Source organism: Flavihumibacter profundi (assembly GCF_020076305.1).
Classification (GTDB): domain Bacteria; phylum Bacteroidota; class Bacteroidia; order Chitinophagales; family Chitinophagaceae; genus Flavihumibacter; species Flavihumibacter profundi.
This window is the reverse complement of record NZ_JAIQXE010000002.1, coordinates 761,127-778,671: the sequence shown is the minus strand read 5'-3', so window position 1 is coordinate 778,671 and position 17,545 is coordinate 761,127. Positions and strand designations below refer to the sequence as shown.

Genomic DNA, 17,545 nt, shown 5'->3' with positions numbered 1-17,545 from the left:
GTGAATAGTGAATTGTTTACCGCTTACTTAATAACTGCCTTTAAACTGAGGTCCACACTCCTTGCCTGGTGAATCAGTGCGCCGACACTTACAAAATCCACACCGGTTTTCGCATAATCAACCAGGTTATTAAGATTAATCCCTCCGCTGGCTTCCGTTTCAAATTCCGGACCGATCAGGGGTAATGCCTGGGCGATGAGGTCAGGGCTAAAATTATCCAGCATAATCCGGAAAACTTTCCCTTTACCAACAGCAACAATTTCCCGAACATTATCAAGTGTACGGGCCTCAACTTCAATTTTCATTCCGGGCTTTTTCTCCTGTACATAATCCCAGGCCTTATTAATGGCTTTTGTTATTCCACCACAGTAATCAATATGGTTATCCTTCAGCATAATCATATCATATAAAGCAAAGCGGTGGTTTATGCCTCCCCCAATGGCTACGGCCCATTTTTCCAATAACCGGAAATTCGGAGTGGTCTTTCGGGTATCCAGCACCCGGGTATGGTATCCTTTTAACAGGTCGGTATACTGGCGGGTAAGTGTCGCAATGCCGCTCATGCGTTGCATACAATTCAGCACCAAACGTTCTGCCTGCAAAATTATGTGTATATCAGCGTCCACTTCAAAAGCGAACTCGCCATTATGCATGGTATCCCCGTCTTCCTTGAAGGCGCGGAAAACTGCATCCGGTTGCATATGGTGGAAAATCCTTTCAGCTACTGCCATGCCGGCCAGCACACCATTTTCTTTAATTTTCAGAACCGCTGTTCCCTTTGCAGTTGCCGGAATGGCACTCAAGGTTGAATGATCTCCATCACCTATATCTTCGGCAAGGGCATCGGTAATCAGTTTTAGGAATAGTTGGTCAAATGCTATCATGGAAACAAAGCTAGGAGATTGTTCCGTGTGGGACGAAAAAAAGGGCCGCTGCATTGCTGCAGGGCCCATTGCTTCAAGGGGATATTGTGATCAAATATTATTCCTGCTGGAAACGCATTTCCTGCAGTAATTGCTTGTCACCTTTTTGTTTCATGAATAAGGTAGTTCTGTAATGGCCATTATTGGTCATCAAAACACCAATTACATAATTTGAGCCGTTGTTTTCTCCCCTGTGCTTTAATTCAAAAGATTTCACCCCGCCATTATTGTTAAAAAAATCCTTAAGGATCATTTCAGCCTGGCTTCGGCTGTAATTGTCGCTTTTTTCCGGAAGGGTGATGTCTACACGGGAATCAAAAAAACGGGACAATAAATTGGCATTACCTGATTTCAGGGCAACCACGACAGAATCCATTTCTACGCTGTTATTTGTAGTGAATCCCGAAAAAATAACGCCAAGGCTTAATAGGATAATTGTAAAAAATGCTTTCATACGTCGATATTTAATGGTTTTTCGGCGTTTTCAGGGGATAACAGATGAACAGATGCTTTAATCCATCACCCAAAAGTGTGCCAAGTGTTAACCAGCAACTTTCACAAACTGGCCAGCCGGTTGATTTTTATGCTTTTGCCAACTCCTATACCCTCAAAAAAAACTAGATTTACACCAGCAAAACCAGAAGAACAATTACAACAATGAAAAAAGTAATCCTGATAATAATGGATGGCTGGGGACTGGGGAAAGTCTCTGCAAGTGATGCCATCCAGCATGCTAATGTACCCTTTGTAAGCAGTTTATATAAACAGTACCCCAATACTACCCTGGTAACCTGTGGGGAAGCGGTGGGCTTGCCCGATGGACAAATGGGCAACAGTGAAGTGGGGCACCTGAACCTTGGGGCAGGCAGGGTTGTCTACCAGGAACTTCAGCGTATTAATGTTGCCATCCGGAATGGTGAATTCCAGAAAAATGAGGTACTCCTCCGTTCTATCAGAACGGCAAAACAAAGCGGGAAAGCGCTGCACCTGCTTGGACTGGTCAGTGACGGCGGTGTACACTCCCATACCAACCACTTAAAAGCAATTGTAAGTGTTTGCAAACAAGAAGGATTGTCCAATGTATTTATTCATGCCTTTACAGATGGCCGGGATACCGATCCGAAAAGCGGGTTGTCTTACCTCACAAGCCTGCAGGGGCACCTTGACCAGACAACTGGGGTTATTGCATCGGTAAGTGGCCGCTATTATGCCATGGACCGCGATAAACGCTGGGAAAGGGTTAAGCTGGCTTACGATGCCCTTGTAAAGGGAACCGGCGAAAAAGCGACCAATGCGCTTTCAGCGGTCAGTGAGGCTTATAGCCGGAATATTACTGATGAGTTTATCTTACCTACTGTAATTACCAATGCTGCTGGTTTACCACTGGCCACTATCCATAACGGGGATGTAGTTCTCTGCTTTAATTTCCGCACCGACCGCTGCAGGGAAATTACCCATGTACTTACCCAGGAAGATATGCCCGAATTTGGCATGAAACACCTGCAGCTTGATTATACCACGATGACCGAGTATGATAAAACCTTCAGGGATGTGCATGTAATATTTGAAAATGACAACCTGAACAATACATTAGGAGAAGTGCTGGCACGGTATGGAAAAAAACAAATCAGGATTGCCGAAACCGAGAAATACCCGCATGTTACATTTTTCTTCAGCGGTGGCAGGGAACTGCCATTTGAAGGCGAAACCCGCATCCTGAAACCATCCCCGAAAGTGGCTACTTACGACCTTCAACCGGAAATGAGTGCGAAGGAGCTGACCGACGCGCTGGTTCCTGAAATTGAAAAAGAAGCACCGGATTTTGTTTGCCTGAATTATGCCAATGCTGATATGGTTGGCCATACCGGTGTTTTTTCCGCGGCTATTAAAGCGGTTGAAACTGTTGACCAATGCGTGCAAAGGGTGGTAACTGCAGGTCTCAGACATGGCTATACTATTTTGGTTACAGCCGACCATGGCAATGCCGATTATATGGTGAATGACGATGGCAGCCCAAATACAGCCCACACCCTTAACCTTGTTCCGCTTTTTATTATTGCCAACGACTGGAAGGGAACAGTAAAACCAGGAAAACTTGGTGATATCGCCCCAACGATATTAACTATTATGGGCCTGCCCATACCTAAAGAAATGACCGGTAACGTTCTTATTTAAACCCTCCTAATCATGGTAAAAAAAATATTATTATTCTCGCTGGCTGCATTAGTTATAATACAGTTCTTCAGGCCAAAACTCGATAATAACTCAACTGCAGCCAACGCAGATAATATTAATAATTTTGCGAACGTTCCGGCCGATATAGACCAGGCGCTTAAAACAAGTTGTTACGATTGCCACAGCAATAAAACCACCTACCCCTGGTATGCCTCGGTACAGCCGGTTGGCTGGTGGCTGCAAGATCATATCAATGATGGCAAAAAAGAACTGAATTTCGATGAATTTGGCAGCTATACCCCCCGCAGGCAATACCATAAACTTGAAGAAATTGGCGACGAAGTTGAGCATGGTGAAATGCCCTTGCCTTCTTACACTATCATACATACCAATTCAAAATTAAGCGCTGAACAAAAAAGACAAATAGTGAGCTGGACTGAACAGCTGATGAATGATATGAAGGCGAAATACCCGATTGACAGCCTGGTCAGGAAAAAAGGATGATTCGATGGTTGATAAAATACCCACTTACTATAGATCCGTCTGTTAAAGCGGCTTTTATCATTATTATGTAAAATACTCCACAAGAATGCTTTGGTAAAAAAAAATTGTTAAATTACAAAAGCATAAATCACTGCATGACTGAAGAAGGCCTGCTTAATGGATGTTTACACAACGATCCGATAGCGCAAAAGGAATTGTACCAAAAGTACAGTCCGAAAATGCTGTCAGTATGTTATCGCTTCGCCCATAATAGGGAGGATGCTGAAGATATGCTACAGGAAGGCTTTATAAAAGTATTTTCCCAAATCCATACGTTCCGCTCCCAGGGTGCATTTGAAGGCTGGATCAGGCGTATCGTTGTGCATACCTGCATCAATCACCTTAAAAGAAATAAAAAATTTAATGAAAGCGTGGATCTTATCCATGCATCAGGTTTACAAATCAGGGAGGAATCTGTACCATCAATTGTCCAGGCAAAACAGGTTATAGAATGTATTCGTATGCTGCCTATAGGCTACAGGACGGTTTTAAACCTTTATGCTCTGGAAGGATATTCCCACAAAGAAATTTCGACGGTACTGGATATTGAAGAAAGCACAAGCCGCTCCCAGTATACCCGGGCCCGGCAAATGCTGGAGGAAATACTGGTAAAGAAAAAAATATTGCAAAAACCACAAGATAAAGTGGCATTGTTCGCAGCGTTTGGACGCTAATAATGCTCTTAACTAAGGGAATGGATAATAGAGTGTATCCCTAACCGCAAGAAAGAAGATGGAGCAACAATTTTTTGAGGATGAGTTTGAACAGTTTCTAAGAGAAAACGCCGATCAGCATAGAATGTACCCTTCTGATGGAGTATGGACGAATATCTATCGTCAATTACACTCCGGAAGGAGGAGAATCGCTCTCGGGGGAATGCTCTTGCTGGTAATGTCAGGCATTTTTTGGCTGGCAAACACTGGTTCTGTTATCCATAATCATCCTGCTATAGCTGCTAAAAACTCCCTTCAGTTATCAGAATCTGGTGCTATTGTTTCTGCATCCACGGTCACCGTAGATGATATTATTGAAAAGCTCAGGGCTAAATCCCTGATACCGCCAATGGCTATCGTTGCACCTCTTTCCCTGTCACCACTCCAATTGCATAAACCAGATCATTTATCCGACACATATAATCCCGCAAAAAACCAGGAATCTATCCCGTATTCTTCCATGGACATGACTTTGGAGGAATCGCCCATAAGGACAAACAAAGTTTTCCAGGCAGTTGAAGGAGAAACCCCTGATGCTTTGGCTGACCTTCAGGCATCTGCGGTAAGCAAAATTGAAGTGACTGAACCAAACCAGCCCAAGGTTTCCGAACCAGTTCGCAGATCGCCTTTGCTTTCCATTGCTTCCGCAACTGAAGCTAATTCGCATTTCTCATCCTCAACAACTATTACTGGTCCAAAACCAAAAATAAAAAACAGGCTAAGCTTCCTGATGAGTTTTGCCCCCTCTATTGGTTACCGCAACCTCTTTGAAGGCAATAACCACTATACTTACGGCAGTTCACCATTAATGGTTCGCCACCTTGACGTTAACCGTTTTGTAGACCACCAACCGGCAATTGGTTTTGAATTAGGCGGTGGATTCCGTTACCAGGTTACAAGGTCATTGGCTGTCAGAACCGGACTACAAATCAACCTGACCAGGTATAGTATTGCTGCCTTTTCGCATTCTCCTGAAAAAGCAACGCTTTCCCTGAATCCCGATTTTGGGTATTTAAGGGACACACTTGTAGCTACATCTAATGTTCGGAACCTGGCAGGAAATAACCCGGAACAGTTGCAAAACGAATTCCTGCAAATTGCTATGCCTGTTGCAGCTGAAATGAAATTATTCGGCGACAATAAACTCCAGGTAAACCTTGCTGGTAGTATTCAGCCTGTCTATTTACTGAACACTAATCAATACCTGCTATCGAGCGACTACTCAAATTACATTAAAGAGCCTTCTTTGATTCGTCGCTGGAATATGGCTACAAGTATGGAACTATTTGTTTCCTATACAACAGGCAATGTCCGCTGGCAGGTGGGGCCCCAATTCAGGTACAATCTCTTATCTACTTACAAAACAGAGTACCCTATCCGGGAAAACCTGATGGAATACGGCTTTAAATTCGGTGTAAGCAAAACCATCCGATAATCAATCCCGCTTCCTTAATTTTGGTGGATGCGAAACATAGTCCCTATTTTACTATTTACAGTAATTGCTGTTTTTTCCTGCAAGCAGGCAAACAAACAGGCCGGCACGAAACCAGAAGAACAAACTTATTTCCCTGTTAACGCCTATATCGAATCACAACTTCATAAAATTGATTCCCTGCAACTACCGGTTACCCGGTATTTCACCAGTGAAGGGCACGGGGATACCACTTTATTATCAACCGCTGAATGCAGGAAGCTGGCGGCCCCTTTCCTCGAACAGGACATATCAGATCCGGCCCTGAAAAATCATTATGTCGAAAATAGTTTTGCCGACCAGTCTATTCCCAGCGTCAGTTTCACCTACCAGACAAAAGACAGCAGTTTGCCTTTAAAAAGGGTAGATATAGTTTTAAAACCCGATCCTGTAAATGCCGATAAAGTAAAATCGGTGTATATGGAAAAACTTTTTCAGCAGGGGGATTCCATGGTCAATGAAAAATTATTCTGGAAAAACGATCATTATTTCCAGGTGATCCGTTTTAAGCAAGTGGCAAAAAACCAGCCTGTCCTGTCACAACTTAAAGTTGTTTGGGACCCGACAGAATAAACTCCGCAGCAACATTCCATGACAACGGCAGCCTTCCAGCAAATTGCGCACACCATTCCATTAGCTCCTGGTATTTACAAATATTATGACGCTTCAGATACCCTTTTGTATGTAGGCAAAGCTAAAAGCCTGCGTAAGCGGGTAAGCTCCTATTTTACAAAAACTTTTACCAGCTATAAAACCCATGAACTGGTTCAAAGGATTGAACGCATAGAATTCACCATTGTAGATTCGGAACAGGATGCTTTCTTACTGGAAAACGCACTCATCAAACAATTCAGGCCCCGGTATAATATCGACCTGAAAGACGATAAAACTTATCCTTTCCTGGTCATAAAAAATGAACCCTTCCCCCGGGTATTTCTTACCAGGAAAAAAATAAATGACGGCTCTGAATATCTTGGCCCGTTTACTTCAGTCGGCAAGGTGCGCGAATTGCTGGATTTCATCAGGCAGAATATTCCAATCAGGACCTGTAAACTTAACCTGACCGAAGCAAATATTAGAAAAGGCAAATTCAAGGTTTGCCTGGAGTATCACCTGGGCAATTGTAAAGGCCCCTGTGAAGGATTTCAGTCAGCGGAAGAATATACGGCCGGTTTACAGCAATTGAAAAACCTGATGAAAGGCAACCTGAATCCGGTTATGCAACAGTTCAGGAAAGAAATGCAGGAATATGCAGCAGGTATGCAGTTCGAAAAAGCTGAACTGATGCGCAAGAAACTTGAACACCTGGAACAATACCAATCCAAATCCGTAATTGTCAGCAGGCATTTGGGCAACCTTGATGTTTTCTCTATCCTGAAAGATGGTGATATTGCTTATGTTAATTACCTGATGGTTCAAAACGGTACTATTGTGCAAACCCATACGATCCAGCTGGAGACCCATCTTGATGAAGATGAAGCTGAGGTACTGGCTTTTGCCATAGGCCAGATGCGGGAAACTTTCAAAAGCCTTGCCCTGGAAATCATAGTTCCTTACCCGGTACCCGAAATGCCGGGCGAGTTACTTGTTACAATCCCTAAAGCAGGTGATAAAAAGAAGTTACTGGAATTATCAGAGAAAAATGTGAACTATTTTAAGGAAGAGATCAAAAGAAAAAAGACCCTGTTGCTGGAAGGAAAATCGGACTTCGATAAGAAAAAAGTGCTGTACCAGTTGCAGGAAGATCTGCATTTACATAGCCTGCCTGTTCATATTGAATGTTTTGACAATTCCAATTTCCAGGGTAGCTACCCGGTTTCAGCCATGGTTTGTTTCAGGGATGGTATTGCAAGTAAAAAAGACTACCGGCATTTTAATGTAAAAACAGTTCAGGGCATAAATGATTTCGCCACCATGAAAGAGGTGGTTTTCAGGCGTTATAAACGCCTTCGTGATGAATCTGCAACCTTACCCCAGCTGGTGATTATTGACGGCGGAAAGGGCCAGTTAAGTGCCGCAATGGAAAGTATCAGGGAGCTGGGACTGGAGGGAAGGATGACGGTAGTAGGATTAGCAAAAAATGAAGAAGAAATTTTCTTCCCGGGCGATAGTGAATCGGTTCGCCTTCCTTACCAAAGTGAAAGCCTGAAACTGATCCGCAGGATACGGGATGAAGTGCATCGTTTTGGTATCACTTTTCACCGCCAGAAAAGGAGCCAGGGGACTTTTAAGAATGAGTTGCAATCCATACCCGGAATCGGGCCAGGCACTGCAGACCAGTTGTTGAAAACATTCAGGAGTGTAAGCAGGGTGAAAGAGCAAAACCTCGAATCACTGGTGAAAGTAATAGGGATCGCGAAAGCAAAAATGGTGTGGGAATATTTCAATGGGGAGTCCTGAGTTCTTGCAGGCACTGCCTGGAATTAAATAAGCGTATTAAAGGGTTACATTCCTTGCTTTCCCTCATTTACATAAAAAAAGGGGCCAGGATAGAAATCCAGCCCCGTTTTTAAAATCCAATATCCTATGAAAAACCGAGGTAAAGATACACCTTAAATCCGTAGTTGCAATACCCTTAACCGGGTATTTTTCGCATACAGTTTAACGTTGTGACAATAATGCTTGTCTCGTCTAACGATCCGCAATCCACAAAAAAAGCCCCACCGAAGTGGGGCTAAACAAATTATCGCAGGACCAATTAATAAGACCAGAGATCCTGTTCGTAGTTGAATACTTTTTCTTTGATATTATCGCCTTCCAGGAGTCGGAGGATCGGATCCTTAACATAAGACGCGATCATCACGTCGCCGGGATTATCGATAGTTGACTTGATAATACGGCTTGAAAACATGCGGCTTTCAAATAACTCTTCCCAACTCATCCTTGCACCATAATTCTTGCCATTATACGCTTCATAACGGGCAAGTAATGGACGCATGTCGGGATAATATACCCAGAACAGCGGCGTAACATCACGGAAAGATCCGTCTGTATTCTTGATGGTCTTCAACGGAGCCACACCAAGTATGCGTACATGAAGGCGGGAAGATTCTTTATCGAAAACCACTTCTTCCTTGATCCAGTATTTTTCAATATCATCCGGATTGAACATATTGATGATCGTAGTATCCTTCATGATTCCTTTGGAACCATCCGGATCCTGTGCCCAATCAGGAACAGACTGTACCACTGGCTTTCCAATGAGTTGTTCAGTAATTTCCTTAAGGGTTACCGGTGTGGTGAATCTGTCATCAATAGGGCTGAAAGCCGTTACTTCTCCACTCTTGATAGAACCCAGCAGGATGTTAATAAACCGCTGGTTACCGTTATCGTCATCTGCTTTATACATGAAGGGCAGGTTCATTTTTTCATGAACATCAATTTCCCTCCACAGGCGCTGGCGATAAACCGCATCATCTTCACGGATATGCTCATATGCAAGTGGGGTACGCTCTTTTACCAGGTTGCGTTCGATAGCATTATCATTACGCAATGATTTTTTAGTTTCTCCCAGGTTAAGGTCCGGCAAAACTGCAGTTTCAGCAGGAATGGTATCCTTGGCCGGAGCTGTAGTAAGCGCAGTAGCATTTCCTGATTTGCTTTTATTGGTACTTGTTTTCTTCGCAGTGCTGGTTCTTTTCTTGGATTTCCGCGCCGGTTTTGCTTGTGCATCGGCAGACTCCACGAACAGTCCCATTGCTGCTATGATTAAACAAAGTTGGATGATACGGTTTTTCATTGTATGCCTGTTTTAGTCTTATGCTTATTTCAAGTTAAAAAAGATACCGGGTAATTCACGAACCTTGCCATCTGGACCTTTTACACGGATCTGGTCGAAGTATACTACTGTTCCTGGGGTTGCACGGTTTACAATTGTAGCGGCAGTCCCACCCCAGCGTGGACCTTCGTTTGCAGCCTGCTGGTAGTTCTGGAAAGCGCCGCCGTTAGCTCCAAGGGTATAACCTACCACCTGGAATGGAGCATCAAATTCAGAATCCATCAACTTTGCCAGCACACCACCCATTGCTTTGAAAGTTGCAGCGGGCATTGAACCACCCCTGCTGGCACCAACCATTGCAGCCGGATCAGGAAGTGTTTTACAACGCATAGGGAAAGAGGTTGTTTTTCCTTCAACCGTGATATTAAGTTCAGCAGGACCAGTTTTTGTTGGTTTGATGATATAACGGTCTCCACCGGCAGGGGTAATTGTACCACCTGTGAAAGACACATTCATCTTCTCTTTTCCGGCAGAACCTGCAGATACCATTACCGGGTTGTCTACACCCTGGTAAACAACGTTCATTTTCTCAAGGAAAACAGAGGCTCCGGAAGGAACACCTACAGTATATTTAATGGTCTTGTTCAGCGTAGCCGGAGTACCATCGGGCTTGGTGAAATTAACAACAACATTTACACTTTTTTCACCTGCACCGCTTACAGTTGTTTTGTACAAGGCAGATCCTTCTGCACCTAATGGAACAACGGAACCATTAACTGTTACAGTTGGTTTAGCTGCCTTCGAAAAAGCTCCGACACCTGCATTGATTTCCAATTCCTGTCCAGGCATCAGGTAGGTAGAGTTTGTACCAACAAAAGCCTGGAACTCATCGAACACTACTTCTACTTCACCTATTTCTTTGTGACAATAATCAACTACCTGTGTTTCTGAATTCTTTACATCGTTCTGGAACTTGCTCAGAATGGTGAGGGCGGCGATAGTTGGGGTCATGTGGAAATAAGCGGTCTTCCAGTCATTGTTCAGGGTACCTGTTTTTGATTCAGGAATACTCAGGTCAAGCGGAAATGATTTGGCGAAATTTGCTTTTTCTTCGGGAACAATAGCCAGCATCTGGTTCTTATAATCCTCCAGTTTCTTGCGCAATTCTTCTCCTTTTGGACCTTCAACCAGCATACGGGTTGAAGCGTCGAGGTTATCTTCGCTGAATTTCTCATCAGCTTTACCGATATTCTCACCTTTAGATTCAGTTTTTAATTCTGTCTTCAGGTCTTCGATGTATTTCGTCATTGCATCCGCCAGCTTTTGAGCCTGCTGTGCTTTAGGATACCAGATCGCAGTTTTCTCTGCGGTCTTAGGATCTTTCAGCTTGGCTTCAAAAGAATTAAAGGTGGATTTATTTTTGCTGTCAACTACTTCATTGGCGTGGTTGATGCTCGTGTTTACGGTTTTGAAAGCGTTCAGGATTTCAGATGAAACGTTCAATGCAAGTAGTGCGGTAAGCACCAAATACATCATGTTAATCATCTTCTGCCTGGGCTCTTTAGGTAAGGCCATGGATCTGGGTTTTAAATGTTGTCAATCTGTTTAAACAATTTCAAGAGGTTCAGTGATCAGGCGCTTATTAAGCCCTTCCCTGCATTGCACTCAGCATGTTGCCATAAACCTGGTTGAGGTTGCCCAGATTCTTAGCCAGCAAAGTGATTTGCTCTTTAGTTTTGTTTGCATCTTCAACACTTCCCTGCATGGCTACTGAAGCCTGTGCCAGGTTGCTGTAGAAGTTATTCATCGCTTTCAGGTGATTATTGGTATCCTGCAATTCCAACTCATAGATTGTGTTCAGGGAACCCAGGTTCTTTGTAAGCACCTGCACCTGCGAATGGAATTGTTTGGTTGATTCTGAAGCATCATTGAACGACTGCATTGTAGCCGCACTTTTCACATAAGCCTCTTTCATCTGGCCCAGTGCACCTGCAGCTTCTTTAGTTTTTGATGCATAATCATTGGTTGCAGCAACTACATCAGAAACATCTTTCATTTGATTAACTGTAGTTCCCAGTTTATTGAAACCTTCGCTCAGTTTTTTCAGGTTTGTTGGGGTAATATCAGCTTCCTGCATCATTTTGTCCAGGCTCTGCAAAGCTGGGTTCATACTGTTACCACCAGCCATTTTTGGAAGGGCTTCAGCAAGAGCAGCCATTTCCTGACCCGGAGGTGGAAGCAGTGCATAGATAAGGAAGATCGCTGCTTCAGTCAACAGACCAACAGTCAGCATGATGTCGGCAAACGATTTGTGCAGGATTTTCGCCCAGGCTCCGAAGATTACCACCGCAGCGCCCACGCATACAACGACGTTTACCAGTCTTTCAGTAGATTTAGATGTACCAGCCATAGTTTAAAAGTTTAATAACGTTTGATAAAGGGTTTAGATAAAAGAATAGCAGTTTGATTGTTTCAATCAATTATTTAATAATAAAATGTTGTCTTTAGAAATTTGCTATAGGCCTATTATTTGCCTTTTGTTTGTGTTGGGGGCAGATCGATCGCACAACGGAATCCGATGTAAGACTTAGCTGTATCCTGGTATTCATAAGAACGTGTACCAGTTTGCAGGAAGTACCCTACGTCTTTCCAGCTACCACCACGCAATACTTTACGCTTCATCCTAGGAGGATCAGAATCTTTGGCATTGTAGCGGATATCAGGGTTCATATCATGCTGGAAGTTGTAACCACCTTCATAGTAAAGGGAAGAGGTCCACTCAGCTACGTTACCTGCCATATTATACAGCCCGAAATCATTAGGCCAGTAAGCATCGGCACGAACAGTATAGAATCCACCATCTTCAGGATAGTTGCCACGACCAGGTTTGAAATTGGCCAACAGGCAACCCTTTCTATTTCTCAGGTAATAGTTACCCCAGGGGAACATTGATTGAGAGCGACCACCGCGGGCTGCATATTCCCACTCTGCTTCAGTTGGCAGGCGGAAATCAGATTCCTGTGCACGCTTCTTGCTGGAAAGGTAGGAATTCAGGTATTGGGTTCTCCATTCGCAGAACGCAGTTGCCTGGTTCCAGTTAACCCCTACTACTGGATAATTTCCGAAAGCGGGATGCGAGAAGTACCGCTTGGTCATTGGCTCATTATATGAATAGGAGAAATCACGGATCCAAACCAGGGTATCAGGATAGATGCGTACATCTTTCTTTATGATGAAGGTAGATCTTGGCCGGCCGGCATTTTCTCTTCTTGCAGCTTCTTTATTGTCGAAAGTTTCAGAATGGTAAATCAATTTGGATGCATCGATTTCCTTTTTGCCGAATACCCTGTTCTCAGGAGAAAGGATCAGCTGGTCGATTTTTTCTGTGGTTGACTTATCACCCCATTTAATGGTTTTTGCCTTTGCCCAATCAACATAATCAACCCCATCGGCATTTTTCACATAACCCATCAGCTTTGCAGCGGTTGAGTCACGCACCCATTGAACGAACTGGCGATACTCATTATTGGTAATTTCAGTAGCGTCCATCCAGAAACCGTTAATGGATACCTGCTTATTTCTTGCTGTATAGGCAAAATTGACGTCCTCGTCACTGGGACCCATATGAAAAGTTCCAGGTGGTATATAAACCATTCCCGGAGGCTTGGGCATAGTATACTTATTACCAGGCGCTACGCCATGCAATTGACCATCGTCTGGAATTCCTCCGCCTTTGGAGTTCTTTCCAAACTTTCCGCAACTTGCCAGCATTGTGATCGCCGCAAGTGTCAGCAAAGTGGACAGGTTTTTCATTTTCATAATATTAAAGGGTATTGGGCAAATATAATGTTTAGTCAACATCGGCTTTCCAAGTTTATAGTTTTATTACGGTTTCTTCAATCACTTGTATCCGTGTCTGAATTAACGGCACTTATTACGGTATTATTGTATTTCCACTCATTTTTTCTTCGTTTCCTACCTATAGCTGGAGCAACATTTCCCCAACCGAGGCCACAGGTTGGCTACAGCTATAGTTCTGGCAAACATAAATCAAGGTATCAGGTTCGGAGGGCTTTTTACGCAAAAGCGGGTAAGCATTGTTTTCGTGGGTAGCTGATTGGAGTATCCTAAACGGAATAAAATTAGCTAATATTTCGGAACGCAAAGCATCCGCCTGCGGCCCAACTACAACTATTTCCGCACACCCCCTCACCTTTCTGAACAATTCAATTGCCCAAAAACCGAAGGATCCGGGATACCGAACTATGGTTTTACCTATAGTTTCCAGCATTTCAGCAGATTGTTGCTGCCATTGCGGCTTGTCGAATACCACTCCCAGGTAATAAAGATTTAACACCATTACAGCATTTCCCGAAGGTTGCGCACCATCATAAATCTCCCTTTTTCTAACCACTACATCCCCCTGTTCCTTGAACGTATAATAAAATAATTGGTTGCCTTCCTCCCCAAAATCATCAATTACCCTCCCGGTCAGCTTAGCCGCCCGGTCCAGGTAATCATGGTCACCAGTTATCTCCTGGATATAAATCAAAGCTTGTACCAGATATGCGTAGTCATCCAGGAATCCGGGAAATTTAGCAATTCCTGCCTTATAAGTATGGTATAACCCACCATCGGGGCGGGTAAATACAGCCAGCATCCAGTTCATGTTCCTTACCGCTAAATCCCTGTATTCCTCTATTCCGGTTGCAGCAAAAGCCTTGCTGCAGGCAATATTCATCAACGCATTCCAGGAAAGGATCTGTTTATCGTCTAGTCCGGGCCTTACCCTCCCAGCCCTCCTGGCGATTAACCTGGCAGTTATCTCAATAAGTTTCTCCTCCATGACTGATTCGTCCATTTCATATTTCAAGGATAACCAATGGAGGTTCATCGAGCGGGTTAAAATATTAATGCCCTCCCAATTACCATCTGCAGTAATACCAAAGCGGTCAATGGCAATTGGGGCATCTTCACCTAACACCTCTTCAATCTCCCCTTTTTCCCACACGTAAAACTTCCCCTCTTCACCCTCAGAATCAGCATCCAATGCTGCATAGAACGCGGCCTCAGGTGACATTAACTCCCTTTGAAGAAAGTCCATGGTTTGGATTATCACCTCACGGTAAACAGGTTTTTGCGTTAACTGGAAAGCATCAGCCAAAACAGCAATAAATAACGCCTGATCATATAACATTTTTTCAAAATGGGGAACAAGCCATTCGTTATCGGTGGAATACCTGGCCAATCCGCCACCTATCTGGTCATATATACCACCTTCTATCATTTTATCGAGACTCAACAAGGCTTGTTTTATTGCGTCCTGGTCATTATATATATGCCCATACCGCAGCAGGTAAGCAATGGAATTCGTTTGCGGGAATTTAGGTGCCCTGCCAAAACCACCTTCAATTTTATCGGCAGTTTTAAGCAATTCTGTGGCCATCTGGTGAACAAGGTCCTCATGAAAAAATGGGAAATCTGATTTCCCCCCGAAATTGCTGGATTGTTGAAGGTGCTGGGTAAGGTTTTCAGCCTGTTGTGATATGTCCTCACGCCTTTCACGCCAGGCATTGGCAACACCCGCCAGCACGTCTGACCAGGAAGGCCGGTTAAATGCAGCCTGCGGCGGGAAATAAGTGCCGCCATAAAATGGCTTCCCTTCCGGTGTTAAAAAAACATTGAGTGGCCAGCCTCCACTACCTGTCATCGACTGAACGGCATCCATATAAATATGATCAAGGTCCGGCCTTTCTTCGCGATCAATTTTGATATTGATAAAATGCTTATTCATGGTCGCCGCTACCGAAGGGTTTTCAAAACTTTCGCGCTCCATTACATGGCACCAATGACAGGCTGCATAACCAATGCTTACCAGGATAGGCTTTTGTTCAGTGCGCGCCACTGCCAGTGCTTCATCACCCCATGGATACCAATCAACAGGGTTATGGGCATGCTGCAGAAGGTAAGGACTGGTTTCATTTTGCAGGCGATTGGGCATAGAGAAGAGTGAATGGTAAATGGTAAATAGTGAATGGATTCAAAAGGGGAAACAGTCGTACTAATATAAAGGTTCAGGGTTCTTAATTTTGACGGTTCAGGTGTAAAAAAAATAGTGAATGGGGCTTCATTTTGCTGCTTCCATTCACTATTTACCATTCACCATTCACTATCAACGATTCACTTCTTTTTAATTGTCGCAGAAAGGTACTGCTCCAGGGCCGCAACCATTGATGGCGTTTGCGGCTGGGGCGCTTTGATGTCGAGTATCAATCCGGCCTCTTCTACTGCCTTGGAAGTATTGCTGCCGAATGCACCGATCCTCGTTCCGTTTTGCTGGAAGGCCGGGTAATTATCAAAAAGGCTTTTTACACCGCTTGGGGTGAAAAAGCAAATAATGTCATAGTCGTGTGCCCCCAAGACCTGTTTCAGGTCATTGGAAATAGTGCGGTACATAAAGGGAGTTGCAAATTCGCATTTGTGCGATTTCAACCAACTCACAATATCATTATCCTGTTGGTTTTCAGAGCATGGATAAAGGAATTTTTCATTCTCCTTATGCTTATTAATTACATCGAACATGCTTTTATTGGTGCCATCAGCCCCATAAAAAACCTTCCGTTTCCTATAGAGGATAAACTTTTGGAGATACAAGGCAACCGCCTCAGTGATGCAGAAATATTTGGTGTCCTGTGAAACAAGAACCTTCATCTCTTCACAGATCCTGAAAAAATGATCAATGGCATTCCGGCTTGTGAAAATCACAGCAGAATACTGTGAAAGGTCAACCTTCTGTTTCCTGAAATCTTTAGACGGGATACCCTCGAGTCGTATAAAGGGATGAAAGTCAAGGGACAAGCCGTATTTCTTACCTAGCTCGAAGTAAGGTGACTTGTCGCTTTCAGGCCTAGGCTGGGTAATTAGGATTTTTTTTATAGCGGGTGTTTGTACACCCTGCTTAGCCTCGTTCTTTAGCATTTTATTAAGCTAAATTTTCTTAAAGTTAATTAACTCCTACACAATTTTCAATAACACCTTATAAATCAACAGTAAGGGTGCTACTTCGAAGGCACAAAGGTAAAGAAAAAAATGGAAACGACTCGTTCTCACTTCCCGGTTAATATATCCATAAGAACTTATATACCGGTAAGCAAAAATGGCAACCACAACCACATAGGCAAGTGTCATGGCAACAGTTTTCACATCGGCACTGCCGAAAGCAGCCACCAGCAACAGCGGTAGCAGAAAAATGGCCATTACTTTATTACACATAAAAACGATAAAAATATAAGTATCGGTAGTAGCTTCCATTTTCAGGGTCCAGCCGATCATTTTCAGTATAAAATATTTTCCCAGGTAAAGCAGGGTTAGGCCGCCTGCTGAATACCCATACAGCCACCAAATACTAATAACATCGCCACCCGATTTAACCCTATCCTGGAGAATAAATGTAACCAGCAAACTACCTGTACCAATAAATAACAGGTTCAGAAAGAGGGAAGCCAGGGGCGTTTGTAGTAATTGTTCCCTGATCTGTTTTTGCTTCATGGAGGCCCTGAAAAAAACGGCAAACAAATTCTGGAAATACCGGCCGAAGGAAGCCCTTACAATAGCAAGCAAAAAAAATAATGCAGCCAGCAAATAGAAAATGTCATCCTTGCCCACATTTGTCCTTGGTGTGATTATCCTGTAAACAGCCTTGCCGGTAAAATTGAAATATTTGTTTTCCTTCAAAACCCGCTGGTACATTGATTTTGAAAAATCTACCGGCAGAACCGGGGCAGGTGCGGAAACAGGCAATGAATCTACTTTAACCTGAAGGGTATCTTTTTTGGCAGAACTATCTATTCCAGGAATTACTGTTTGGTGTATAACAGCTTTTTTATTGCCAGTGTCCGCAAGATTCAGGGAATCCTGCGCCAGTGGCTTGTCCTGGGCAGACAAACCTGTAACGAGGCAGCAACAAAATAAAATCAGGGATAAATATCGGTTCATGGATGGG

At 43.6% G+C, this 17,545-nt stretch carries 15 protein-coding genes; 6 read left to right on the top strand and 9 right to left on the bottom strand.

The window, feature by feature from the left end; all coding sequences use genetic code 11:
• Nucleotides 1-23 precede the first annotated feature (23 nt).
• Nucleotides 24-884 carry a carboxylating nicotinate-nucleotide diphosphorylase gene (nadC, locus tag LAQ65_RS13170; protein WP_224117437.1) on the bottom strand — a complete coding sequence of 287 codons (861 nt, stop codon included), beginning with the start codon at nucleotides 882-884 and terminating at the stop codon, nucleotides 24-26.
• A gap of 97 nt (nucleotides 885-981) precedes the next feature.
• Entirely contained in the window at nucleotides 982-1,377 is a 396-nt protein-coding gene (locus LAQ65_RS13165; protein WP_224117436.1) for a DUF4783 domain-containing protein, read from the bottom strand.
• A 203-nt stretch (nucleotides 1,378-1,580) separates the two neighbouring features.
• Between LAQ65_RS13165 and gpmI the strand changes: the two genes are divergently transcribed.
• The 6 genes from gpmI (at nucleotide 1,581) to uvrC (ending at nucleotide 8,225) form a co-directional block, all read left to right on the top strand.
• A complete protein-coding gene (gpmI, locus tag LAQ65_RS13160; protein WP_224117435.1) occupies nucleotides 1,581-3,098 on the top strand; it encodes a 2,3-bisphosphoglycerate-independent phosphoglycerate mutase in 1,518 nt (505 codons plus the stop codon).
• A 12-nt stretch (nucleotides 3,099-3,110) separates the two neighbouring features.
• Nucleotides 3,111-3,602 carry a heme-binding domain-containing protein gene (locus LAQ65_RS13155; RefSeq protein WP_224117434.1) on the top strand — a complete coding sequence of 164 codons (492 nt, stop codon included), beginning with the start codon at nucleotides 3,111-3,113 and terminating at the stop codon, nucleotides 3,600-3,602.
• Nucleotides 3,603-3,736: 134 nt separating this feature from the next.
• Nucleotides 3,737-4,315: an RNA polymerase sigma factor gene (locus LAQ65_RS13150; protein ID WP_224117433.1), complete on the top strand. Its 579-nt coding sequence runs from the start codon at nucleotides 3,737-3,739 to the stop codon at nucleotides 4,313-4,315.
• A 58-nt stretch (nucleotides 4,316-4,373) separates the two neighbouring features.
• Nucleotides 4,374-5,789: a hypothetical protein gene (locus LAQ65_RS13145; RefSeq protein ID WP_224117432.1), complete on the top strand. Its 1,416-nt coding sequence runs from the start codon at nucleotides 4,374-4,376 to the stop codon at nucleotides 5,787-5,789.
• A gap of 27 nt (nucleotides 5,790-5,816) precedes the next feature.
• Nucleotides 5,817-6,398, top strand: a complete 582-nt coding sequence (locus LAQ65_RS13140; RefSeq protein WP_224117431.1) for a hypothetical protein — start codon at nucleotides 5,817-5,819, stop codon at nucleotides 6,396-6,398.
• An 18-nt stretch (nucleotides 6,399-6,416) separates the two neighbouring features.
• Nucleotides 6,417-8,225 (top strand): excinuclease ABC subunit UvrC, encoded by a 1,809-nt coding sequence (uvrC, locus tag LAQ65_RS13135; RefSeq protein WP_224117430.1) that lies wholly within the window; start codon nucleotides 6,417-6,419, stop codon nucleotides 8,223-8,225.
• 298 nt (nucleotides 8,226-8,523) lie between these two features.
• On the opposite strand, the gene porN is transcribed toward uvrC, so the two are convergent.
• The 7 genes from porN to LAQ65_RS13100 form a co-directional block, all read right to left on the bottom strand.
• The gene (gene porN / locus LAQ65_RS13130) at nucleotides 8,524-9,564 is read right to left on the bottom strand and encodes a type IX secretion system ring subunit PorN/GldN (protein WP_224117429.1); all 1,041 of its coding nucleotides are present in this window, start codon (nucleotides 9,562-9,564) and stop codon (nucleotides 8,524-8,526) included.
• 24 nt (nucleotides 9,565-9,588) lie between these two features.
• On the bottom strand, nucleotides 9,589-11,118 hold the full coding sequence (porM, locus tag LAQ65_RS13125) for a type IX secretion system motor protein PorM/GldM (RefSeq protein WP_224117428.1): 1,530 nt from the start codon (nucleotides 11,116-11,118) through the stop codon (nucleotides 9,589-9,591).
• Between the two features lie 67 nt (nucleotides 11,119-11,185).
• Nucleotides 11,186-11,953 carry a type IX secretion system motor protein PorL/GldL gene (gene porL / locus LAQ65_RS13120; RefSeq protein ID WP_224117427.1) on the bottom strand — a complete coding sequence of 256 codons (768 nt, stop codon included), beginning with the start codon at nucleotides 11,951-11,953 and terminating at the stop codon, nucleotides 11,186-11,188.
• A 116-nt stretch (nucleotides 11,954-12,069) separates the two neighbouring features.
• On the bottom strand, nucleotides 12,070-13,356 hold the full coding sequence (gene porK, locus LAQ65_RS13115) for a T9SS ring complex lipoprotein PorK/GldK (RefSeq protein WP_224117426.1): 1,287 nt from the start codon (nucleotides 13,354-13,356) through the stop codon (nucleotides 12,070-12,072).
• Nucleotides 13,357-13,522: 166 nt separating this feature from the next.
• On the bottom strand, nucleotides 13,523-15,544 hold the full coding sequence (locus LAQ65_RS13110; RefSeq protein WP_224117425.1) for a thioredoxin domain-containing protein: 2,022 nt from the start codon (nucleotides 15,542-15,544) through the stop codon (nucleotides 13,523-13,525).
• A gap of 179 nt (nucleotides 15,545-15,723) precedes the next feature.
• The gene (locus tag LAQ65_RS13105; protein ID WP_224117424.1) at nucleotides 15,724-16,521 is read right to left on the bottom strand and encodes a uroporphyrinogen-III synthase; all 798 of its coding nucleotides are present in this window, start codon (nucleotides 16,519-16,521) and stop codon (nucleotides 15,724-15,726) included.
• Between the two features lie 36 nt (nucleotides 16,522-16,557).
• Nucleotides 16,558-17,538, bottom strand: coding sequence for a DUF4271 domain-containing protein (locus tag LAQ65_RS13100; RefSeq protein ID WP_224117423.1), 981 nt, complete (start codon nucleotides 17,536-17,538; stop codon nucleotides 16,558-16,560).
• Nucleotides 17,539-17,545 lie beyond the last annotated feature (7 nt).